Source organism: Streptomyces sp. NPDC030814 (genome assembly GCF_055572155.1).
In genome coordinates, this window is record NZ_JBVIDX010000027.1 from 88464 (window position 1) to 111322 (window position 22859).

Below are 22859 nucleotides of genomic sequence, written 5' to 3' on the forward strand. Positions count from 1 at the left end.
CGTCGGTGGGGGTCACTTGGCCGCGGGGGTCTGGGCCTGGATGGCGGTGATGGCGACGGTCGTGACGATGTCCTGGACCAGGGCGCCCCGGGACAGGTCGTTGACCGGCTTGCGCAGGCCCTGCAGCACCGGGCCGACCGCGAGGGCGCCGGCCGAGCGCTGCACCGCCTTGTAGGTGTTGTTGCCGGTGTTGAGGTCCGGGAAGATCAGCACGGTGGCCTGGCCGGCGACCTCGGAGCCCGGCAGCTTGGTCGCCGCGACACTGGGCTCCACGGCGGCGTCGTACTGGATCGGCCCCTCGATCAGCAGGTCGGGCCGCCGGGAGCGGACGATCTCGGTGGCCTCCCGCACCTTGTCGACGTCGGCGCCCGAGCCGGACGTCCCCGTGGAGTACGACAGCATCGCGATCCGCGGCTCCACCCCGAACTGCTGTGCTGTCGCGGCGGACTGGACGGCGATGTCGGCGAGCTGCTCGGCGTTCGGGTCCGGGTTCACCGCGCAGTCGCCGTAGACCAGCACCTTGTCGGCGAGGCACATGAAGAAAACCGACGAGACGATGCCCGCGTCCGGCCTGGTCTTGATGATCTCGAAGGCCGGCCGGATGGTGGCGGCCGTGGAGTGCACGGACCCCGACACCATGCCGTCCGCGAGCCCCTCCTGGACCATCAGCGTGCCGAAGTAGTTCACATCGGACACCACGTCGTACGCCAGCTCGATGCTGACGTTCTTGTGGGCGCGCAGCTGCGCGTACTTCTCCGCGAACGAGTCCCGCCACTGCGAGGTCGCCGGGTCCACCAGCATGCTGTCGCCGAGGTCGATGCCCAGGTCGGCGGCCTTCTTGCGGATCTGGTCGACGGGACCGAGGAGGGTGAGGTCGCAGACCCCGCGCCGCAGCAGCACCTCGGCCGCGTGCAGCACGCGCTCCTCGGTGCCCTCGGGGAGGACCACCCGGCGCCGCTCGGCACGGGCCTGCTCCAGCAGCTGGTGCTCGAACATCATCGGGGTGATCCGGTCGCTGCTGGGCGCCGAGACCCGGCCGCGCAGCTCGGCCGTGTCGACGTGCCGCTCGAAGAGCCCGAGCGCGGTCTCCGCCTTGCGCGGGGTGACCGCGCTCAACTTCCCCTCCATGGAGAAGAGTTCGGAGGCGGTGAGGAAGGAGCCACTTTCCACGGCGACCACCGGGGTGCCGGGTGCGAGCCGCGCGGCCAGGGTGAGGACCTCGTCGCTGGGCCGCTCGTTGAGGGTGAGCAGCACACCGGCGATCGGCGGGGTGCCCGCGCTGTGGGCGGCGAGGGCGCCCACGACCAGGTCGGCGCGGTCGCCGGGGGTGACGACGAGACAGCCGGGAGTGAGGGCGTTGAGGAAGTTCGGCAGCATCGCCCCGCCGAAGACGAAGTTCAGCGCGTCACGCGCGAGCCCCGAGTCGTCGCCGAGGAGGACCTTGCCGCCGAGCGCGTGGGTGATCTGCGCGACCGTCGGCGCCGACAGGGCGGGCTCGTCCGGGAGCACGTAGCAGGGCACGGGCAGCGGGAGCCGGGAGTCCGTGAGCCGGTCGGCTATCTCGTTCCGGTCGGCGGGCGCGACCCGGTTCACCACCATGGCGATCACATCGCAGCCGAGGCCCTCGTACGCGCGGTACGCGTTGTGCGTCTCGGCGACCACCGAATCGGCGGTCTGCTTGCGACCGCCCACCACGGAGATCACGGACGCCCCGAACTCGTTCGCGAGGCGGGCGTTGAGGGACAGCTCGTCCGGGAACTGGGTGTCCGCGAAATCGGTGCCGAGGACCAGGACGACGTCGTAGTCCCGCGCCACCGTGTGGAACCGGTCGACGAGGGCCGACACCAGCTCGTCCGTGCCGTGCTCGGCCTGGAGGGTGGATGCCTCGTGGTAGTCCATGCCGTACACGGTGGCCGGGTCCTGCGAGAGCCGGTACCGGGCGCGCAGCAGGTCGAAGAGCCGGTCCGGGCCGTGGTGCAGCAGTGGCCGGAACACCCCCACCCGGTCGACCTGGCGGGTCAGGAGTTCCATGATCCCCAGCTCGACGACCTGGCGGCCGTCGCCGCGGTCGATCCCGGTCACGTACACGCTGCGCGTCACGTGGGCTCTCCGTTTCATGTCGGGTTCGGTGGGTGCTGCGAGGGGTACTTCGGTGGCGCTTCGAGGGGTTTCCCCGCGGGGTACCACGGGTGTGCGGAAATCACCGCCGCGGCGGACGGAAACCCTCTTGACAATACCTCCGGGGGTGGATAAGGCGCCCATCAGGTCGGCGGGGCGGGGGACGGCCCCGCGAGCGGCCCGAGGCGGTTTCCGCGGGCGCGGCAGCCCCCTGCGAGGCGTGAAACAATCGGATCGGCTCACAAGTACCAGCACCCAGCAGGACGAGCAGGAGACACAGCACGATGCGTATCGGAGTTCTGACCGCAGGCGGCGACTGTCCGGGCCTGAACGCAGTGATCCGGTCGGTCGTGCACCGAGCGGTCGCCCAGTACGGCGACGAGGTCATCGGCTTCGAGGACGGCTACGCCGGGCTGCTCGACGGCCGCTACCGGGCCCTCGACCTGGAGTCCGTCAGCGGCATCCTCGCCCGGGGCGGCACGATCCTCGGCTCCTCCCGCCTTCAGCGCGACCGCCTCCGCGAGGCCTGCGAGAACGCGCAGGACATGGCGCACCAGTTCGGTATCGACGTCCTGATCCCGATCGGCGGCGAGGGCACCCTGACGGCGGCGCGGATGCTGAGTGACGCCGGGCTGCCGGTCGTCGGCGTGCCCAAGACCATCGACAACGACATCTCGTCGACGGACCGCACCTTCGGCTTCGACACGGCGGTCGGGGTCGCCACCGAGGCGATGGACCGGCTGAAGACGACCGCCGAGTCCCACCAGCGCGTGATGGTCGTCGAGGTCATGGGCCGGCACGCGGGCTGGATCGCCCTGGAGTCCGGGATGGCCGCCGGCGCGCACGGGATCTGTCTGCCCGAGCGCGCCTTCGACCCGGCCGACCTGGTCAAGATGGTCGAGGAGCGCTTCGCGCGCGGGAAGAAGTTCGCCGTCATCTGCGTCGCCGAGGGCGCCCATCCCGCCGAGGGCTCGATGGACTACGGCCATGGCGAGATCGACCAGTTCGGCCACGAGCGCTTCCAGGGCATCGGCACCGCCCTCGCGTACGAGCTGGAGCGCCGCCTCGGCAAGGAGGCCAAGCCGGTCATCCTCGGCCATGTGCAGCGGGGCGGCACCCCGACCGCGTACGACAGGGTGCTCGCCACGCGTTTCGGCTGGCACGCGGTCGAGGCCGCGCACCGGGGTGAGTACGGCCGGATGACCGCCCTGCGGGGCACCGACGTGGTGATGGTGCCGCTCGCGGAGGCCGTGACCGAGCTGAAGACGGTCCCGAAGGACCGGATGGACGAGGCGGAGTCGGTCTTCTAGACCGCGGAGCAGGCCATGGCCGTCGGCCGGCCAGTGCTGTGACCGGAAAGGTTCACCGGGCGCCGCGAGCTGTCCGGCACACCTCTCCGGTCGCGGCACCAGTAGTGCACTAGTAGGCCGTCGCTCGCCGGACCAGTGACCAGAAGTGGTCGACGATCCGGTCGAGATGGTCGCGGCCGGCGTCACCGGCCCCGGTCACGGTGGTGCCACCCGCCCAGGCGAGCCGGGCGGTCATCCGGCCCTGGTAGTCGGTGTGCATCTCGCGGAGGACGTCCTCCAGCACACGCCGGTCGAGGGACAGCAGTTTGGCGGCCGGCCGGACGTACGCCTGCCAGCGGCTGGCGACCGCGTCGCGGAGCAGCTCGGCCAGCCGCGCCTCGCGTCCGGTGACGACGACCAGCTCAGGGAGCGAGAGGTCGAACAGGTCGGCGAGGGCGGCGGACTGCCGGTCGGTGCCGTGCCATTCACCGGTCATCTCCATGTGGAGGTAGGCGGAGAGGTCCACGCCGATCACGCGGGCGACGTCCTCGGGGGCCGTCCCCCGGGCCATGCGGTGCTCGCGCAACGTCCGTGGCGTCCCGAAGAGTTCGCTAGGTGAGCACCACAACACACCAGCGAGGGCGGTGAGTTCGGGGCCTGTGGGGGCCACCGTGCCCCGTTCCCAGGCGTTCACCAGGTCCGGCGTGACATAGGGGAGACCGTACGAGGACCGCATCCCGTAGGCGACGTGCTCGGGTCCCATGCCGAGGGCGGCGCGGAGTCTGCGGGCGGCGGCGGTGTCGAACGGTGGGGTGGGGGCTCGGAGGTCCGGCTCTCCGTACGGGCCGGACTCAGGGGCCGGGGTCCGGATCGGATCGGGGCTCGGACGTGTCGGTCGACGGTGCGGGTGCTGGGGCTGCCGTTCACGGGCTGAGCGTCGGTGCACGCGCACAACGTAGGGGCGCGGGACTGCGGTGACTACAGGCTGTTCGGCCACAATCACGGATTGTGGGAACCTACGGGTTCTGTGATTCTTGTGGTCCGAGTGACGTGGGACGTCACGGACGTCGTTCCGGGCGGGGTGCTGGACGAGAGGCACGGCGGGCAGCGGGTGCCGGCGGCCGCGCCCGCTTCCGGGGTCAGCCCTTGACCGCCCCGCCCAGTGCGAAACCCCCGCCCAGTCGCCGCGCCACGCCCACGTACAGCAGGATCACCGGAGTCGAGTAGATCACCGAGAACGCCGCCAACTGCCCGTAGACCACCGTCCCCTTGTTGCCGAAGAACTCGTTGATGCTCACGGCGGCCGGCATCTGTTCCGGCGTGAGCAGCAGCATGAAGGGGACGAAGAAGTTGCCCCACATCATCACGAACGAGAACACGGTCACGACCGCGACGCCGGGCCCCATCAGGGGCAGCACGATCCGCAGCAGCGACTGGAAGGGCGAGGCACCGTCCGTCCACGCCGCCTCCTCAAGCTCCTTCGGCACACCGTCCATGAAGTTCTTCATCAGCCAGATGGCGAAGGGGAGCTGGGAGGCGGCGAAGAAGAGGATCGTGCCCTCGTGGGTGTCGATCAGATTCACCCGCACGAACAGGGCGTACACCGGGACCATGATCGCCGTGATCGGGAGGCTCGTCGCGAAGAGGATCGTCAGCAGGAAGGGGCGGTTCAGACGGGAGCGGAAACGGGACAGGGGATAGGCGGCGAGGGCCGCGCACACCACGGTCAGCGCGGTGCCGCCGCCGCACAGGAGCAGACTGTTCAGCAGCGGGGTGACGGTGATGTCCGGGGTCAGGACCGCCTCGTAGTTGGCGAGGGTCACACCGTCCGGGAGCCGGACCCTGAGGTCGGCGTGGGCGTCCACGGACGAGAGGACCACCCAGGCCAGGGGCAGGACGAACGCGGCGGCCACGACGACCAGTCCGGCGTCGGCGGTCAGCCGGCGGCGCCGGGTCCTGCGCGAGGCGGGTGTACGGGTTCTTCTCGGCACCGGGTCAGACCTCCGTCCGCAGCAGCCGCAGGTACACGGCCGAGAAGAGGGAACCCACCACCAGGAGCAGCAGGGCGACCGCCGTGCCGTAGCCGATCATGCTCTTCTGGAAGGCCTCCTCGTACATGAAGAGCGGGAGCGTCTGGCTCCTGCCGCCGGGGCCGCCTCTCGTCATCACCCAGATCAGCCCGAAGACGGAGAGCGTCTGGAGGGTGATGAGCATGAGATTCGTGCCGATGGAGCGGCGGATCATCGGGAGGGTGATGTGCCACAGGCGGCGCAGGCCGCCCGCGCCGTCAACCTCCGCGGCCTCCGTGATCTCCTTCGGGATCTCGTTGAGCGCGGCCGAGTACACCAGCATCGAGAACGCCGTCCCCCGCCAGACGTTCGCGAACGAGACCGCCAGGATCGGCAGCGTGTACAGCCAGTTCTGGGTGGGGAGACGGAGCCACTCCAGGACGGCGTTGAGGGTGCCCTCGCGGCGGAAGAAGGCGTACAGGAGGAAGCCGGCGACCACCTCCGGCAGCACCCACGCCGTGATGACGATGCCGCCGACGAGGGTGCGGACGGGTTTCGAGGCGCGCCGCATCAGCGCGGCCAGAGCCAGACCGAGGGTGTTCTGGCCCAGCAGCGCCGAGACGACGGTGAAGACGAGGGTCAGCCACACGGCGTCGAGGAAGGCCTCGTCGCCGAAGGCCGTGCGGAAGTTCTCGAAGCCGATGAAGGAGTCCTCGGCCTGGCCGGTGAGCTGGAGGTCGGTGAAGGCGATGTAGGCGCAGTAGGCGATGGGCCCGGCGAGGAAGAGGAGCAGGAGGAGGGTCGCGGGGGTGACGGGGAGAGCTCGGGTGAGGGAGCGGAGGGCGGGGTGCGGCGGGCGGCCCGGTCGTCGCGTCATGAGCGGCCGGTCATTCCTCGATCACCTCGTCGTCCGTGGCCGCTCTGAGTTCCTCGTCGTACTTCTCGGCCGCCTCGGCCACCGACGCGTCGCCCGTCGTCACGGCTTCCATCGCCTCCTGGATGGCGGTGGAGACCTTCGGATACGCCGGGTAGGCGGGGCGGTAGTGGGTGTGGGCCACCAGATCGGTGAAGAACTCCAGGCCGGGCCGGGCCTTCGCGTAGGCCGGGTCCTCGGCGACGTCCTCCCGGACGGCGATACCGGAGTTGGCGATGTACCACTTCTGGGCGTTCGCCTTGGTCTGCATCGTCTTGATGAACGCGAAGGCGAGGTCCGGGTTGGCGGCCTTCGCGGGTATCGCCCAGGTCCAGCCGCCGGACATGCTCACCCTGCCGGGTGCCTGGCCGTTCTGCGTGGGCATGGCGGCGAGGCCGAGTTTCTCCGACCAGTCCGGCCATTCATGGCCGCTGCCGGGCAGCCAGTCCTGCGGGAGCCAGGAGCCGTCGAGGTTGATGCCGAGCTTCCCCTCCGGGAGGAGTTCGCCGCGCACCCGGGTCGCGATGTTCGGGTCGAGGGCGTCGGAGACGTCCGGGCCCAGCTTCTCCCGGTAGACTGTCTCCACGAAGGCCAGCGCGTCCTTGAAGCCCTGGGTTCCCGCCTTCCACTTCTTGGACTTCTCGTCGTAGAGGGGATCGCCCCCGTCGTCCGTGGCCCCTTCGGTGCCGTAGAGCAGCATCTCGAAGCCCTGCATGGTGGCGGCCTCGCCCGCGGGTTTGCCCGTGTACACGTTCAGGGGGACGACGCCGGGGACCTTCCGCTTGATGGTGCGCGCGGCGGACAGGACGTCGTCCCAGGTCCTCGGCTGCCAGTCGGCGGGCAGACCGGCCTTCGCGAAGATCGCCTTGTCGAACCAGAGTCCGCGGGTGTCCGTGCCGTCCGGGACGCCGTACGTCCTCCCGTCCTCGGCCTTCGCGGCGGCCCGGGCCGTGTCGATGAACCGGTCCCAGTCCTTCCAGTCGGCCAGATAGTCGTCCAGCGGCTTCAGATAGCCGCTCGTGATGTCCGAGTTGATGAGGAAGGTGTCCTCGTAGACCAGGTCGGGGGCCGTCTTCGGGGACCGCAGCATCTGCTGGACCTTGGTGTAGTACTCCGAGTCCGGGGCCTTGACCGGGACGAGCTTCACCTTCTTGCCCGGGTTCGTCTTCTCGAACTGCCTCTTCACGTCCCCGAGGAAGGTGTCCATGACCCGGACCGAGTTGTCCGTGGACTGCTTGTACGAGACCTCCACCGTGTCCGGGTCGCTGCCGGAACCGTTGCCGCAGGCGGCGAGGGCACCGGGCGCGCTGACCGCGACGGCGGCGACGAGGAGGAGGCGTAAGGGGGAGCGGAGGGAGTTGGGGGGTGCGGTGGGGCGCACGGGCACGACCTCCTGCTGGCTACGACATGGTGGCCTGGGTGGGTGCCCGGTGACCGTACGAGGAATGGTCTAGTCAGGTCAATGAGTCTGCAGTGGCTCGCCCCGCGGCCGGCTACTCCTGGCGCACCCAGCGGTACACCAGTTCCGGCCGTCCCACCTGCCCGTACTGCGGTTCGCGTCTCGCCCGGCCCGCGTCCACCAGGTGTTCGAGATAGCGGCGGGCGGTGATCCGGGAGATGCCCACGGCCTCGGCGATACCGGCCGCGGTCAGACCCCCCGCGGTGTCCCGGAGGGCGACGGTGACCCGTTCCAGGGTCGGCGCGCTCAGGCCCTTGGGCAGGGCGGCCGGGCCCGGTGCCCGCAGGGTCGCCAGCGCGCGGTCCACCTCGTCCTGGCCGCTGGCCTCGCCGGCCGCCGCGTGGAACTCGGCGTAGCGGATCAGCCGGTCGCGCAGGGTCGCGAAGGTGAAGGGCTTGAGGACGTACTGGACGACGCCCAGGGAGACGCCCTCCCGGACGACCGTCAGATCCCGTGCCGAGGTCACCGCTATCACGTCGGCATGATGGCCGGCGGCGCGCAGCGAACGGGCCAGCTGCAGACCGTGCACGTCCGGGAGATGCAGGTCCAGGAGCAGCAGATCCACCGGCATGCGCTCCAGGGCACGGCGTGCCTCCGCGCCCGTGTGGGCCTTGCCGACCGCCGTGAAGCCGGGGACGCGGCCGACGTACATCATGTGGGCGTCGGCGGCGACGGGGTCGTCCTCCACGACGAGGACTCTGATGGGATCGGCATCGGTCATACGTCGTCGCCTCCCGGCACGGCATCGGCCACAGCGGCCCGCGGCGCCCGAGGCGTTCCGACCGCTCCGGTGGGAACGGCTGCCCCGGCCGGGGCGTGCTCGGCCGCGCCCAGCGGCAGCCGCACCTCGAACTCCGCCCCGCCCCCGGCCGCCTCCGACACCGTCAGGGTGCCCCCGTGGCGGCGCGCCGTCTGGCGTACGAGGGCCAGGCCGAGTCCCCGGCCGCCGGGACCGGACGGCTTCGTCGAGAAGCCGCGCTCGAAGACGGAGTCCCGGTGCGCCGGGTCCACGCCCGCGCCCGTGTCACTGACCCGCAGCACCAGTACCGGGCCGTCCGCCTGGTCAGCCGGCCCGTCCGGCCCCCGCGACCCGTCGGGGCCGCAGGTGCCGTCCTGCCTGTCGGCCGGTCCGTCCGTGTACGCCGTGACCGTCACCCGTGCCCCCGTCGTCCCCTGCGCCGCGTCCACCGCGTTGTCGATGAGATTGCCCAGCACTGTCACCAGGTCCCGCGCCGGAAGGGATTCCGGGAGCAGTCCGTCGTCGATGCGGCTGTCCTGCGACACCACCAGTTCCACGCCCCGCTCGTTCGCCTGTGCCGCCTTACCCAGCAACAGCGCCGCCAGGACCGGCTCCGTCACAGCCGCCACCACCTGGTCGGTCAGTGCCTGGGCCAGCTCCAGCTCGGCGGTCGCGAAGTCGATCGCCTCGTCGGAGCGGCCCAGTTCGATGAGGGAGACGACCGTGTGGAGGCGGTTGGCCGCCTCATGGGCCTGGGAGCGGAGGGCCTGGGTGAAGCCGCGTTCGGAGTTCAGCTCGCCCATGACGGACTGGAGTTCGGTGACATCGCGCAGCGTGACCACCGTGCCTCGGCGCTGGCCGCCCGACACGGGAGAGGTGTTGACGACCAGGACCCGTTCGGCGGTCAGGAGGACCTCGTCCACCCGGGGCTCGGACGACAGCAGGGCACCCGTCAGCGGCGCCGGCAGGCCCAGATCCGCCACCGAGCGGCCGATCACGTCCTGCGTCATGCCCAGCAGCTCACGCGCCCCGTCGTTGATGAGCGCCACCCGGTACTGGCCGTCCAGCATGAGGAGACCCTCGCGCACGGCGTGCAGGGCGGCCTGATGGTAGTCGTGCATATTGCTGAGCTCGGCGGCGTTCATGTTGTGGGTGTGGCGGCGCAGCCGGGCGTTGACGATGTAGGTGCCGATGCCGCCGAGGGCGAGGGCGCCGGCGGCCACCCCGAGCAGGGCCGTCACCTGGCCCTGCACCCGCTCGCTGATCGCCTGCACCTTGATACCGGCGCTGACCAGGCCGATGACCCGGCCGTCCTCCTTTATCGGGGTGACCGCGCGGACGGACGGGCCGAGGGTGCCGGTGTAGGTCTCGGTGATGGTGCCGCCCCGCTGCGCCTTCTCGATGTGGCCGACGAAACGCTGGCCTATCCGCTCGGGGACGGGGTGCGTCCAGCGGATGCCGTCCGGCGTCATGATCGTCACGAAGTCGACGCCCGAGTGGCGCTGCACCTGGCCGGCGTACGGCTGGAGCCGCTCCGTCGGATCGTCCGTGTGGATCGCGTCCCGCACGGACGGCGCGTCGGCGACGGCGGCGGCGACGGCCAGGGCCTGGCGGCCCGCCGCGTCCTCCGCCTGGCTCCGGTCGCTGATGTACGTGAACAGCGCGCACCCGGCGACGACGACCGCGATCAGCACGGCCTGCACGGCGAAGAGCTGACCGGCGAGGCTGCGGGGTCTGAGGAGGGACGCGACGCGCATGGCAACAGTCTGCACGGACGCGTCAGCGTGAACTAAATGAACGGAAGGGTGACCGCCCTCACAGGGCGGGAGATAGTCACCCCATCGGACATGTCCAGCACATGAACGACGAAAGGGAGTACGACTCCCGTCCGGGACCCCACACCCGAGCCGCCGGGAGACCGGCTCCCACACCCCCCGGGAGCCACTCCCACCGGGAGCCCCGGCTCCCGCGTCAGGGAACCCACCGGGTTCCCCCCGCCGGGGAGCTCGCCGAGTTCCCCGCCCTGGGAGCCCCGCTCCCACCCCTGGGAGACCGTCTCCCGTAATCCCCCGGACGTGAGCCGCACGCCGGACGATCAGCCGACGACGTCGTCGACGAGGAGGGCAGCCGTGGCCAGCACCACCCATACGGCACCTACCGCACCCGCCAAGCGGGACCGCACCCACTACCTGTACATCGCCGTGATCGTGGCCGTGGCGCTCGGTATCGCCGTGGGCCTGATCGCCCCCGACTTCGCCGTCGAGCTGAAGCCCATCGGTACCGGCTTCGTGAACCTGATCAAGATGATGATCTCGCCGATCATCTTCTGCACGATCGTGCTCGGTATCGGGTCCGTACGGAAGGCCGCCAAGGTCGGTGCGGTCGGCGGTATCGCACTGGTCTACTTCCTGATCATGTCGCTGGTCGCCCTCGGCATCGGTCTGGTCGTCGGCAACATCGTCGAGCCCGGCACGGGTCTCGCGGTCACCGACGCCATCAAGGAGACCGGCCAGGCGCAGGTCTCGCCGGAGGCCAAGGACACCACCGAGTTCCTGCTCGGCATCATCCCGACCACCATCGTCTCCGCGTTCACCGGCGGTGAGGTCCTCCAGACCCTGCTCGTCGCGCTCCTCGCGGGCTTCGCGCTCCAGGCCATGGGCAACGCCGGCCAGCCGATCCTGCGCGGCATCGAGCACATCCAGCGCCTCGTCTTCCGCATCCTCGCGATGGTGATGTGGGCCGCCCCGATCGGCGCGTTCGGCGCCATCGCGGCGGTGACCGGCTCCGCCGGCCTGGACGCCCTCAAGAGCCTGGCCGTGCTGATGATCGGCTTCTACATCACCTGCTTCCTGTTCGTCTTCATCGTCCTCGGCGCGCTGCTGAAGATCGTCGCGGGGCTGAACATCTTCACGCTCTTCAAGTACCTGGGCCGTGAGTTCCTGCTGATCCTTTCCACCTCCTCCTCCGAGTCCGCGCTGCCGCGCCTCATCGCGAAGATGGAGCACCTGGGTGTCAGCAAGCCCGTCGTCGGCATCACCGTCCCGACCGGCTACTCCTTCAACCTCGACGGCACCATGATCTACATGACCATGGCGTCCCTGTTCATCGCCGACGCCATGGGCACGCCGATGGCCATCGGCGAGCAGATCGCGCTGCTGCTCTTCCTGCTGGTCGCCTCGAAGGGCGCGGCGGGTGTCACCGGTGCCGGTCTGGCCACCCTCGCGGGCGGTCTGCAGTCCCACAAGCCCGCCCTGGTGGACGGCATCGGCCTCATCGTCGGCATCGACCGCTTCATGAGCGAGGCCCGCGCCCTCACGAACTTCGCGGGCAACGCGGTCGCCACGGTGCTGATCGGTACGTGGACCAAGGAGATCGACAAGGACCGGGTCAACGAGGTGCTCGCCGGGCACGCGCCGTTCGACGAGGCGACGCTGCTGGACGACCACGGTGTGGCTGCGCCGGCCGAGGCCGAGTCCGAGGCCGGGGCCGATGGTGAGAAGGAGCTCGCCAAGGCGTGAGCGCGTGAGCGCTCCGCTGGGGGCGCCGGGCGGGAGCGCCGCGGGGCTGTGAGGCCGGCACCCGACTGCCGGTCGAGTGTGGCCGGTCGCGCAGTTCCCCGCGCCCCTTCGGGGCATGCGGCCCCCTGAGACCCCGTACGGCCGGGCCCTCCCCCGTAGACCCCGGCCGTACGGGCAGCACAACCGAACAGCAGGCCCCCATACACCGGGCGGCCAGGTCCTCCCCCCGTGGACCTGGCCGCTCGGCTCTTGCCGTTTCTCTCTTTCCTTGACGTCGGGGTCAAGGATTAGCGTCGGCTCATGCGCATCGGTGAGTTGGCGGCACGGGCCGGGACCACGACACGGACGTTGCGGTACTACGAGGCGCGGGGGCTGTTGCCCGCGCGGCGGAGCGGCAACGGGTACCGGTCGTACGACGAGGGTGATCTGCGGCTGCTGAGGCAGATCCGGACGCTGCAGGACTTCGGGTTCGACCTGGAGGAGACACGGCCGTTCGTGGAGTGTCTGCGGGCCGGGCACCCGGAGGGCGACTCGTGCCCGGCGTCGCTCGCGGTCTACCGGCGGAAGCTGGACGAGCTGGACGCGCTGATCGGCGAGCTGGCGGCCGTACGCGCCAAGGTCGGCGAGCAGTTGGCGCGGGCGGAGTCGGCGCGGGAGCGGCTGGCGGCCGAGGCGGAGGTTCCGGGCGGTCCGGAGCCGGAGTGCGAACTGGGAGGCGGCAGGCTGTGATCAGGGCTGCTGGTGTGGCCGAGGTGACGGACGCGAATTTCGAGGCGGAGGTGATCGAGGCGGAACTGCCGGTGCTGGTGGAGTTCACCGCCGACTGGTGTCCGCCGTGCCGGCAGATGGGGCCGGTGCTGAGCGCCCTCGCCGCGGAGGAGGGGGAGCGGCTGAAGGTGGTGCAGCTGGACGTGGACACGAGCCCGGGGACGACCAACCACTACCGGGTGCTGTCCATGCCGACGTTCATGGTGTTCAAGGGCGGTGAGCCGGTGAAGGCGATGGTCGGGGCCCGGCCGAAGCGGCGGCTCCTCGAAGAACTCGCCGACATATTCTGACAGCCCGATGAGAAATGCCCCCGAGCAATTGTGCTCGGGGGCATTTCTTGCGTATATTTAATGGTTCGCGACTTCAAGGAGAAGGAGTCGCAAAGAAGTTCAGTGAGCACAGTATATCCGGGCGGGAGTGGAATTGTCAAACACCGGCTTTTCGCACGATGAATTGCGGAGTGAGCAGGAATTCATCGACGCGCTGTATCGGCGTGTCGACGCGCTGCGCGGTGAGACCGAGAACTCCGTCACCGACGCGCTGGCGCAGGGCAACACGCCCATGCAGGCCCGGCTGGAACGGGACATCCTGGTCGCCGAACGCTCCGGTCTGCTGGCCGCGCTGAACGCCGTCGACGGCTCCCTGTGCTTCGGACGGCTCGACCTCGCCGACGGCGGCCACCACCACATCGGCCGTATCGGGCTGCGGGAGGACGACGCGGAGCGCACCCCGATCCTCATCGACTGGCGGGCCGACGTCGCCCGCCCCTTCTACCTCGCCACCGGTCACACCCCCATGGGGCTGCGCCGCCGACGGCACATCACCACCGAGGGCCGCCGGGTCACCGCCCTGCACGACGAGATCCTCGACCTCGGCGACGAGACCCGCACCGGCTACGAGGACCCTACCGGCGACGCCGTCCTGCTCGCCGCGCTCAACTCGGCCCGCACCGGCCGCATGGGCGACATCGTGCAGACCATCCAGGCCGAGCAGGACCGCATCATCCGCGCACCGCACCAGGGCGTCCTGGTCGTCGAGGGCGGCCCCGGCACCGGCAAGACCGCCGTCGCGCTGCACCGCGCCGCCTACCTGCTGTACGAGCAGCGGGAACTGCTCGCCAAGCGCGCCGTCCTCATCGTCGGCCCCAACCCCGCCTTCCTCGGCTACATCGGCGAGGTGCTGCCCTCCCTCGGCGAGACGGGTGTGCTGCTGTCGACGGTCGGCGAGCTCTTCCCCGGCGTACGGGCGACCGCGACCGACACCCCGGACGCGGCCCGGGTCAAGGGCCGCGCCGACATGGCCGAGGTCCTCGCGGCCGTCGTACGGGACCGGCAGGCGCTGCCCGACCCGGTGATCGCCATCGAGCACGACCGGGAGATCCTCATGCTCGACGACGACCTCGTACGGGTCGCCCGCGAGCGCACCCGCGAGGCGAAACTGCCGCACAACGCGGCCCGCGAGCACTTCGAGGGCCACATCCTCAACACCCTCACCGACATGGTCGCCGAACGCATCGGCACCGACCCCTACGACGGCTCGAACCTCCTCGACGCCAGTGACATCACCCAGATCCGCGACGAACTCGCCGAGAACCCCGAGGTGTGGTCCGCCATCGACCGGCTGTGGCCCCGGATCACCCCGCGGCGCCTGATCGCCGACTTCCTCGCCGAGCCGGACGCGCATCTGGCCCCGGAGGACGCCGACGCCGTCCGCCGTCCGGTCACCCGCGCGTGGACGGTCGCCGACGTCCCCCTGCTCGACGAGGCCGCCGAACTGCTGGGCGAGGACGACCGCGTCGTGCGGGCCCGGGCCGAACGCGAGCGGGAGACCCGGATCGCATACGCGCAGGGCGTGCTGGACGTGTCGTACGCGTCCCGGACGTACGAGTTCGAGGACAAGGAGGACAGCGACCCCGAGTCCTCCGAGGTGCTGTCCGCGCACGACATCATCGACGCCGAACGGTTCGCCGAGCGGCACGAGGAGGACGACCACCGCAGCGCGGCCGAGCGGGCGGCGGCCGACCGGACCTGGGCGTTCGGGCACATCATCGTCGACGAGGCGCAGGAGCTGTCGCCGATGGCCTGGCGGCTGCTGATGCGCCGTTCGCCGACCCGCTCGATGACCCTCGTCGGCGACCCCGCCCAGACGGCGGAGGCCGCGGGCGTCGGCTCCTGGGCCGACATCCTCGCGCCGTACGTCGAGGACCGCTGGAAGCACACCCGGCTCGGTGTCAACTACCGCACCCCCGCCGAGATCATGGACGTCGCGGCCGGTGTCGTCCGTGCCGAACAGCCGGACTTCGAGCCGCCGAGCTCGGTGCGGTCGACGGGCGTCCGCCCCTGGGCGCGCCGCGCCGCCGCCCGGGACCTGCCCGCCGAGGTGGCCAAGGCAGCCGCCGAACTCACCCCCGCCGAGGGGCGGCTCGCGGTGATCGCACCGCGCGAACTGCACCGGGCGCTGGCCGCCCGCCTCGACGGCGTCACGCCAGGCGCGGAACCGGACCTCACCCGGACGGTCGTCCTCCTCGACCCCCGGCAGGCCAAGGGGCTGGAGTTCGACTCGGTCCTCGTCGTGGAGCCGGGCCGGTTCGGCACCAGCGACCTGTACGTGGCGCTGACCCGGGCGACCCAGGCGCTCGGCGTCGTCCATACGGAAGCGCTGCCCGGCGGGTTGGGGGAGTCCCTGGCGGCGGCCTGAGGGGTCCTTTCATCATGAGCGTCCGATCAGGTCGCGTGGTCTGGTGCCGTGCATCGCAAGGCGCCGAAGAGCCCTGGTAGCTGAGCTACCTGGGCTTTTCGGCAACGCGGCGAGGGGCGGTGCCAGGCCGCGCGACCCGGGCGGGCATAGTGAAAGGACCCCTGAGAGCCGGCGCGCCCCCGTGGCGGCGAGCACACCCGGCCGGACCGCCTGCCGCCGGGGGGCGCGTTCGGCCGGGCCGTCCGCATCCGAAGGGGTGCCAGCGGTAAGACCAGGTGGAGGCCACCGTCACCACATGTGCATCGGGGATCACCAAGCCGTAACAGTTCGCGGCATCGTCACTGCTCGTGCAGGCGCCATGCGGTATGCGTGTCGCTCATGGAAACTCATCCGTTCGCGGCCGCTCCGGCCGGCAGCCCCACGCTCGACTCGCTGCCCGTGGAGCCGTTGCTGACCTCGGAGTTCGACGTGGACCCGGGCAGTGTCTACGAGCGACTGCGGAGTACATACGGCCCCGTCGCTCCGGTCGGGCTGATGGGCGTTCCGGTGTGGCTGGTCCTCGACTACCGCGAGGTGCTCGAAGTCCTGCGCAACGACAGCGTCTGGCGGCGCGACGTACGGCACTGGCGGGCGCGGGCGGAGGGGCGCCTGCCCAAGGACTGGCCGCTGCTCGCCGGGTACGAGGTGCGGCAGACCATGTTCTTCGACGACGACGAGCACCGGGCCGCGCGGCTGAGCTACCACTCCGCCATGCGGCCCTTCCAGGACGGCCACAGCCCCGAGGGCTGGGAACTGCGGGCGGCCGTCGCCAGGTACGCGGACGACCTGATCGGCATGCTCGCCGCGGAGTCAGGGACGAGCGGCTTCGCCGATCTCGCGGCGCAGTACACACGGCCGCTGCTCCTCATGGTCACGACCAAGCTGTTCGGCTGCCCCGTCGAGCTCGGCGACGAGATCGTCATGGACCTGTGGCGGATGCTCGACGGCGGACCGGACGCCGGACCGGCCACCGGGCGCGCACTGGGTGCGATGATCCGGCTCGCCGCGCACCGCCGGTCGCGGCCGGGGGAGGACCTGACGTCGTACATGCTGCTGTCCGACCCGTCGCTGTCCGACGAACAGCTGGGCCGCGAGCTGTTCATGAACGCGGTCTACCTCAACGACATCACCGGCAACATGGTCTGCAACACCCTGCTGGAGGTGTTGCGGGGCAACGCGACGGTCCGGCGGAGCGTGGCGACCGGGCAGGTCGGGGAGACCGTCAACCGGGCGGCGCTGGTGAATCCGCCGACCGCCAACCTGTGCTTCCGGTTCGCGGGGCGGGATGTGCGCCTGGGGAACTTCTGGATCCGGGCGGGGGACATCGTGTCCCCGTCCGTCGCGGCCGCGCACCGGGATCTGCTCGCGATCGGCACGTCCCACCTGGTCGACTCCGCGGTCAGCACCCGGGCGCACCTGGCGTGGGGGGCCGGGCCGCACCAGTGCCCCAGCGCGGCGCGCGAGCTGGCCGGGATGATCGTCACGACGGCGGTGGGGCGGATCTTCGAGCACTTCGCCCGAGCGGAACTCACGTTGCCGCCGGACCAGTTGCCGTGGCGGACCGGGCCGGTGGTGCGGGGGCTGCGGCTGTTGCCGGTGCGGTACGAACTGAAAGCGGGGGTGCCCGTGGGGGCGCCTGTGGCGGGCCGGGGCGGGGGGTCGGGTGCGGTTGCCGTCGTGCCGGCGGAGCCGTCCGGGCGGGGTGGGAGCAGGTTGTCGGGGGCGTTGCGGCGGATGATGTTCGGGGGGCGCAAGGGCGGGGGGTGAGGGCGCCCAGTGGCTCGGGGGCGCGCGGTTCGTCGGCGGGTGCGGGTGCGTCGTGGTTTCTCGGCAGTTCCCCGCGCCCCTGGAAAAGCAGGGGCCAGCGACCCCGTTTTTTGCGATGAAGGGCGGACTGCAGGCCCGTCCCTTCAGGGGCGCGGGGAACGGCGCGAACGGCCCCACACGGCCGCACCCGACGACGAACCCCGCACCCCCCGAGCTGCAACGCGCACTTACGCCGGCCGCAACCAGACCGTCGCCAGGGGCGGGAGGGTGAGACGGACACTGGCGGCGCGGGCGTGCCAGGGCGTCGGCTCCGGCTTCACCGGGTGCGGCGTCGTGACATCGCTCCCCCCGTAGGACGCCGCGTCCGTGTTGAGGACCTCCCGCCAGGCCGGGAAGTCGTCGGGAACGCCCAGCCGGTAGTCCCGGCGGATCACCGGGCTGAAGTTGGACACGGCCAGCAGGGGCGCGCCGTCCGCGTCGAACCGCAGGAAGGCGAGGACGTTGTCCTCGGCCGCGTCGCCCGTGATCCAGGAGAAACCGGACGGGTCGGTGTCACGCTGCCAGAGGGCGGGAGCGCCGCGGTACACGGCGTTGAGGTCGCGGACGAGGTCGCGCACCCCCCGGTGGTCCGCCTCCGCGCCGTACGCCGGGTCGAGGAGCCACCAGTCCGGGCCGTGCGCCTCCGACCACTCCGCTCCCTGGGCGAACTCCTGACCCATGAAGAGGAGTTGCTTGCCCGGGTGGGCCCACATGAAGCCCAGGTACGCGCGGTGGTTGGCGCGCTGCTGCCACCAGTCGCCCGGCATCTTCGACACCAGGGAACGCTTGCCGTGCACGACCTCGTCGTGGGAGATCGGCAGGACGTAGTTCTCGCTGTACGCGTACACCATCGAGAACGTCATCTCGTTGTGGTGGTGCTTGCGGTGCACCGGCTCCTTCGCCATGTAGCCGAGGGAGTCGTGCATCCAGCCCATGTTCCACTTCAGACCGAAGCCGAGGCCGCCGAAGCCGCCGGGTCCGACGTGGTGGGTGGCGCGGGTGACGCCGTCCCACGCGGTCGACTCCTCCGCGATCGTCACGACTCCGGGCACCCTCCGGTACACGGTGGCGTTCATCTCCTGGAGGAAGGACACCGCGTCCAGGTTCTCCCGGCCGCCGTGCTCGTTCGGCGTCCACTGGCCCGGCTCACGCGAGTAGTCGAGGTAGAGCATGGAGGCCACGGCGTCCACGCGCAGCCCGTCGATGTGGTACTCCTCGCACCAGAACAGGGCGTTCGCCACGAGGAAGTTGCGCACCTCGCGGCGGCCGTAGTCGAACTCCAGCGTCCCCCAGTCGGGGTGCGCGGCCCGCGCCGGGTCCTGGTGCTCGTACAGCGGACGCCCGTCGAACTCGGCCAGCGCCCAGTCGTCACGCGGGAAGTGCGCCGGCACCCAGTCCATCAGCACACCGATCCCGGCCCGGTGCAGGGAGTCGACCAGGTACTTGAAGTCGTCCGGTTCGCCGAGGCGGGCCGTGGGCGCGTAGAACCCGGTGACCTGGTAGCCCCAGGACCCGCCGAAGGGGTGCTCCGCGATGGGCAGCAGCTCCACATGGGTGAACCCCAGGTCCTTGACGTACGCCGGGAGCTGCTCGGCGAGCTGCCGGTACGTGAGCCCGGGACGCCAGGACGGCAGGTGGACCTCGTACACGGAGAACGGCGCCTCGTGCGCGGGGACCTCGGCCCGCCGCGTCATCCACTCCTCGTCGCCCCACTCGTAGTCCGACGCGTGCACGACGGACGACGTGTTCGGCGGGGCCTCCGTACGACGGGCCAGCGGGTCGGCGCGCAGCGTCTTCGTGCCGTCGGGCCGGGTGATCTCGAACTTGTACAGCTCGCCCTCGCCGATCTCCGGCACGAACAGCTCCCACACTCCGGAGGAGCCCAGCGCGCGCATCGGGTAGCCCGTGCCGTCCCAGAAGTTGAAGGTCCCGGCCAGCCGTACGCCGCGCGCGTTCGGGGCCCACACCGTGAAGCGGGTGCCGGTCACACCCTGGTGGGTCATCGGCCGGGCCCCGAGCGCCTGCCACAGTTCCTCGTGGCGGCCCTCGTTGATGAGGTGCAGGTCCAGCTCCCCGACGGCCGGCAGGAAGCGGTACGCGTCCTCGGTCTCCTGGGTGTTCCCCTCGTACGCGATGAGCAGCCGGTACGCCTCCGGCACCTCCCGCAACGGCAACAGCCCCGAGAAGAAGCCCTCCCCGTCGTCGTGCAGCTCAGCCCGCAGCGAGCCCGCCACGACGGTCACCCCCAGCGCGAACGGCCGGAACGCCCGGAACACCACGCCTTCCGCCACCGGATGAGCCCCCAGCACGGCATGCGGTTCGTGATGCGTACCGGCCAGCAACCGCTCCCGATCACCACCGTCCACGGCGGGGGAGAAAGCCGACCGGGTGGTGGCGGCCGACTGGGTCGGTACGGACGGCTGGGCGGAGACGGGCGGTTCGGTGGGGACGTTCGGTTCGGTGGGTGAGGCCGACGGGGGCGGTGCGGTCGTCGGCTGAGCGGGAACGGTCGGCTGGGTGGGAGCGCTCGACCGTACGGGGACGGCCGGCTGGATGGGTGCGGCCGGTTGCCCGGGTACGACTGGCTGAGCGGCGGCGGCCGGCTGTGCGGCGGCGGCCGGTTCGGCCGACGGGCGCACCACGCCGACGGCCTTCTTCGTCACGGTCTTCTTGGCGACGGCCTTCTTGGTCACGGCCTTCTTGGCGGCGGTCTTCTTGGCAGCTGCCTTCTTCGCCACGGCCGGCTTGGCCTCGGCCGCCTTGGCCACGGCCTTCTTCGTGACCGCCTTCTCCGTGACCGCCTTCTTGGCCGTGGTCTTCTTGGCCGTGGCCTTCGAAGCGGAGGTCTTGGAGGCCCCGGTCGTCGAAGCGGAGGTCTTCGAAGCCGGGGTCTCGGACGCCGCGCTCTTCGCCACCGGGGTCTTCCTCGCGGCGGCCTTCGCGCCGCCCGCTGTCTCGTCCGTGCCGACGCCGGTGCCGACGCCGGTGCCCGTAGCCTTCGCCGTGGTTTTCTTCGCCGCGCTCTTCCGGGCCGGGGCCTTCTTCACCGGCGCCTTCCCGGCCTGCGTCTTCGCCGCAGTCGTCTGCTCGGCCACGTCCTCGCCGGCGGCGGCCGCCACCACCTTCTTCGCCGTGGCCCTGCCCCCAGTGGTCTTCTTGACCGGGGCGGCCTTCCTGGCCGGTGCTCGGCCGGCCCCGGCCTCCCCGGCGGCGGCCTTCGTCGTCCTCTGGGCCGGGACCTTCTTCGCGGTCTTCGCCGTGGTCGCGGCCTTCGAGGCCGTCGGGGACTTGGCCGCCGTCGTCGTCTTCTTCGCCGTCGCCTTCTTGGCCGCGGTCTTCTTCGTGGCCGTCTTCCTGGCAGCCGTCTTCTTCGCCGGGGCGGACCCTTCGGCGGCGTCACTGCCGGTGTTCTGCGTGCTGTCGTCGGACGGCGGGCGGGGAGTCACAGGGACAGCCTCCTCGGCGGGTTGTGCAGGGGGGTGAGGGGTGGGCGGAGCGGGTGCTCGGCCCTCGGACAGGGCAACGCTGGTTCAGGTCAAGCCACCGATGGCCGGGCCGGTGTCGGTGGCCAGACGGTGGATCGCCGCCATCGGCACCGAGAGCCAGTCGGGGCGGTGCCGGGCCTCGTAGAGCACCTCGTACACCGCTTTGTCGGTCTCGTAGGCGCGCAGCAGCACGGGATCGGTGCGCGGGTCCGCCCCGGAGACGTCCGCGTAACCGGAGCAGTACGCGGCCCGACAGACGGACGCCCAGTCGGTGGCCGGGGGCCGGAGGGAGTGCGCGGCGTAGTCGAAGGAGCGCAGCATCCCGGCGATGTCGCGGGCGACGGGCTGCGGCATCCGGCGCTCGGCCAGCGGCTTCGACGGCTCACCCTCGAAATCTATGAGTGACCACTCGCCCCCGCCGCTGTGCTTCGCTCCGGCCTCGACGGGTGACCTCAGGCACTGACCCAGATGCAGGTCGCCGTGGATGCGCTGGGCCGTCCAGGTGTGGCCCTCGGCGGCCAGGTCGGCGAGGGCGCCGAAGGCGGTGCGCAGCCCCGGGGAGTACGGGCGGAGGGCCGGTACCGCCTGCGCGGCGGCCTCCAGGCGCTCGGTCATCCCGTCGACCAGCGACTCCAGTTGGGTCCGGCCGAGGGTGACCGTGGGCAGGGTTTCGGCCAGTGCCGCGTGGACCTCTGCGGTGGCCCGGCCCAGCGCCCGTGCCTCGGCGGTGAAGTCCTCGCCCTTGGCCAGCATGCTCAGCGCGAGCTCCCACCCGTCGGCCGCGCCCTTGAGGTACGGCTGGAGCACCCCGAGGACATGGGTCTCCGGGTCGGTGGCCGGGCCCAGGTCGGCGATCATCCAGGCGGCGGGCGCCGGCACCCGGGGGCACCGCGCGCGCGACAGCGTCAGCGGGAGTTCGAGGTCGGGATTGGCGCCGGGCACGACCCGGCGGAACAGCTTCAGGATGAAGGCGTCCCCGTAGACGACGGAGGAGTTGGACTGTTCCGAGGTCACCAGCCGGGGCACCAGTCCTTCGGGCAGGGCCAGCCGCGAGTCCCGGGAGCAGTGCAGATCCCCTATGCGGGCCTGCGCCCGGAGCGCTTCGAGGAGGACGTCGGCGAGGCGCGGGTCGTGCAGCGCCTCGTACACCGTCCGGCCGGCCAGCGGACCCTCGGCGACGTGCCCGATGAGCGCGGGCGCCAGCCGGGGCGGCAGTGTGTCGCGGACCCCCAGCAGCAGTTGGTAGCAGTCCCCGGGCTGGACGGGGGTGCCCTGCGAGGGCACCAGCGGTTGATGGGCGCGGACGAGCAGATGCAGCAGCCCGGCCTTGGAACCGCCCGACCGGGAGTCGTCGGGGCGCCCGCCCACCGGCAGCAGTTCGGTGGCCGCCACCAGCCCGAACCCGGTGACCGGCCGTCCCTTTCCCGCGAACCACCGCTGCCGTGGCAGCCACTCCCGCAGAAGGGGCTCCAGCGAGGTGAGCAGCCCGGGCATCGGTGGGGCGGCGGGCTGCGGACCAGGACTTGTCGCAGTGGAGTGCGTGGCGGCTTCCGACATGGCGTCGCGTCCTTTCCCCGGGGCGGGGTGTTCCTGTCTGCGTGCCCCTGGCGGGCCGGGAGAAACCGGCCCGCCAGGGGTTCCGGTCGGTTACACGGCGTCCTTCCGCAGGCGGAACCAGTAGAAGCCGTGGCCCGCGAGGGTGAGGAGATAGGGAAGTTCACCGATGGCGGGGAAGCGCACTCCGCCGATGAGTTCGACGGGGTGGCGTCCCTCGTAGGCGCTCAGGTCGAGTTCGGTGGGCTGCGCGAACCGGGAGAAGTTGTTCACGCACAGCACCAGGTCGTCCCCGCTGCCCCCGGTCGAGGGAGCCTCCCGCAGGTACGCCAGTACGGCCGGGTTGGACGACGGCAACTCGGTGTAGGTGCCGAGTCCGAAGGCGGGGTTCTGTTTGCGGATCTCGATCATGCGGCGGGTCCAGTGCAGCAGCGACGAGGGGGAGGACATGGAGGCCTCGACGTT

The 22859-nt window shown here is 71.1% G+C and carries 16 protein-coding genes; 6 read left to right on the forward strand and 10 right to left on the reverse strand.

Annotated features, from left to right (window positions below; genetic code table 11):
• Positions 1–12: 12 nt before the first annotated feature.
• On the reverse strand, positions 13–2100 hold the full coding sequence (pta, locus tag ACZ43N_RS35935) for a phosphate acetyltransferase (RefSeq protein WP_468103242.1): 2088 nt from the start codon (positions 2098–2100) through the stop codon (positions 13–15).
• A 302-nt stretch (positions 2101–2402) separates the two neighbouring features.
• Between pta and ACZ43N_RS35940 the strand changes: the two genes are divergently transcribed.
• The gene (locus tag ACZ43N_RS35940) at positions 2403–3428 is read left to right on the forward strand and encodes an ATP-dependent 6-phosphofructokinase (protein WP_468103243.1); all 1026 of its coding nucleotides are present in this window, start codon (positions 2403–2405) and stop codon (positions 3426–3428) included.
• Between the two features lie 109 nt (positions 3429–3537).
• Here ACZ43N_RS35940 and ACZ43N_RS35945 read toward each other — a convergent pair whose 3' ends face one another.
• From ACZ43N_RS35945 to ACZ43N_RS35970, 6 genes are all read right to left on the reverse strand, one after another.
• Positions 3538–4278, reverse strand: a complete 741-nt coding sequence (locus ACZ43N_RS35945) for a helix-turn-helix domain-containing protein (protein ID WP_468103258.1) — start codon at positions 4276–4278, stop codon at positions 3538–3540.
• Positions 4279–4546: 268 nt separating this feature from the next.
• Entirely contained in the window at positions 4547–5398 is an 852-nt protein-coding gene (locus ACZ43N_RS35950; protein WP_468103244.1) for a carbohydrate ABC transporter permease, read from the reverse strand.
• Between the two features lie 4 nt (positions 5399–5402).
• On the reverse strand, positions 5403–6293 hold the full coding sequence (locus tag ACZ43N_RS35955) for a carbohydrate ABC transporter permease (protein WP_468103245.1): 891 nt from the start codon (positions 6291–6293) through the stop codon (positions 5403–5405).
• Positions 6294–6303: 10 nt separating this feature from the next.
• Entirely contained in the window at positions 6304–7710 is a 1407-nt protein-coding gene (locus ACZ43N_RS35960; RefSeq protein ID WP_468103246.1) for an extracellular solute-binding protein, read from the reverse strand.
• Between the two features lie 112 nt (positions 7711–7822).
• Positions 7823–8509 carry a response regulator gene (locus ACZ43N_RS35965; RefSeq protein ID WP_468103247.1) on the reverse strand — a complete coding sequence of 229 codons (687 nt, stop codon included), beginning with the start codon at positions 8507–8509 and terminating at the stop codon, positions 7823–7825.
• A complete protein-coding gene (locus tag ACZ43N_RS35970) occupies positions 8506–10284 on the reverse strand; it encodes a sensor histidine kinase (RefSeq protein WP_468103248.1) in 1779 nt (592 codons plus the stop codon). The genes ACZ43N_RS35965 and ACZ43N_RS35970 overlap by 4 nt, the downstream gene beginning before the upstream one ends.
• A gap of 372 nt (positions 10285–10656) precedes the next feature.
• Here ACZ43N_RS35970 and ACZ43N_RS35975 point away from each other — a divergent pair, with 372 nt between their 5' ends.
• The 5 genes from ACZ43N_RS35975 to ACZ43N_RS35995 all read left to right on the forward strand — a co-directional run bounded on the left by ACZ43N_RS35975 (position 10657) and on the right by ACZ43N_RS35995 (position 17316).
• The gene (locus tag ACZ43N_RS35975) at positions 10657–12045 is read left to right on the forward strand and encodes a cation:dicarboxylate symporter family transporter (protein WP_468103249.1); all 1389 of its coding nucleotides are present in this window, start codon (positions 10657–10659) and stop codon (positions 12043–12045) included.
• Between the two features lie 300 nt (positions 12046–12345).
• Entirely contained in the window at positions 12346–12774 is a 429-nt protein-coding gene (locus tag ACZ43N_RS35980) for a MerR family transcriptional regulator (protein WP_468103250.1), read from the forward strand.
• Positions 12775–12788: 14 nt separating this feature from the next.
• Positions 12789–13103 (forward strand): thioredoxin family protein, encoded by a 315-nt coding sequence (locus ACZ43N_RS35985; RefSeq protein WP_468103259.1) that lies wholly within the window; start codon positions 12789–12791, stop codon positions 13101–13103.
• 163 nt (positions 13104–13266) lie between these two features.
• Positions 13267–15510 (forward strand): HelD family protein, encoded by a 2244-nt coding sequence (locus ACZ43N_RS35990; RefSeq protein ID WP_468103251.1) that lies wholly within the window; start codon positions 13267–13269, stop codon positions 15508–15510.
• A gap of 378 nt (positions 15511–15888) precedes the next feature.
• Positions 15889–17316 carry a cytochrome P450 family protein gene (locus ACZ43N_RS35995; protein ID WP_468103252.1) on the forward strand — a complete coding sequence of 476 codons (1428 nt, stop codon included), beginning with the start codon at positions 15889–15891 and terminating at the stop codon, positions 17314–17316.
• 227 nt (positions 17317–17543) lie between these two features.
• Here ACZ43N_RS35995 and glgB read toward each other — a convergent pair whose 3' ends face one another.
• The 3 genes from glgB to ACZ43N_RS36010 form a co-directional block, all read right to left on the reverse strand.
• Positions 17544–20450, reverse strand: a complete 2907-nt coding sequence (gene glgB, locus ACZ43N_RS36000; protein WP_468103260.1) for a 1,4-alpha-glucan branching enzyme — start codon at positions 20448–20450, stop codon at positions 17544–17546.
• A gap of 435 nt (positions 20451–20885) precedes the next feature.
• Positions 20886–22397, reverse strand: a complete 1512-nt coding sequence (locus tag ACZ43N_RS36005; RefSeq protein WP_468103253.1) for a maltokinase N-terminal cap-like domain-containing protein — start codon at positions 22395–22397, stop codon at positions 20886–20888.
• 90 nt (positions 22398–22487) lie between these two features.
• Positions 22488–22859 (reverse strand): alpha-glucosidase C-terminal domain-containing protein (locus tag ACZ43N_RS36010; RefSeq protein ID WP_468103254.1); only part of this gene is annotated, 372 nt, incomplete at its 5' end.

What these genes read in the sequence shown, in the direction of transcription:
- ACZ43N_RS35980 (WP_468103250.1), top strand. Translation starts at nt 12,346, where the DNA reads ATGCGCATCGGTGAGTTGGCGGCACGGGCCGGGACCACGACACGGACG.
- ACZ43N_RS35965 (WP_468103247.1), bottom strand. Translation starts at nt 8,509, where the DNA reads ATGACCGATGCCGATCCCATCAGAGTCCTCGTCGTGGAGGACGACCCC.
- ACZ43N_RS36005 (WP_468103253.1), bottom strand. Translation starts at nt 22,397, where the DNA reads ATGTCGGAAGCCGCCACGCACTCCACTGCGACAAGTCCTGGTCCGCAG.
- ACZ43N_RS35995 (WP_468103252.1), top strand. Translation starts at nt 15,889, where the DNA reads ATGGAAACTCATCCGTTCGCGGCCGCTCCGGCCGGCAGCCCCACGCTC.
- ACZ43N_RS35940 (WP_468103243.1), top strand. Translation starts at nt 2,403, where the DNA reads ATGCGTATCGGAGTTCTGACCGCAGGCGGCGACTGTCCGGGCCTGAAC.
- ACZ43N_RS35955 (WP_468103245.1), bottom strand. Translation starts at nt 6,293, where the DNA reads ATGACGCGACGACCGGGCCGCCCGCCGCACCCCGCCCTCCGCTCCCTC.
- ACZ43N_RS35970 (WP_468103248.1), bottom strand. Translation starts at nt 10,284, where the DNA reads ATGCGCGTCGCGTCCCTCCTCAGACCCCGCAGCCTCGCCGGTCAGCTC.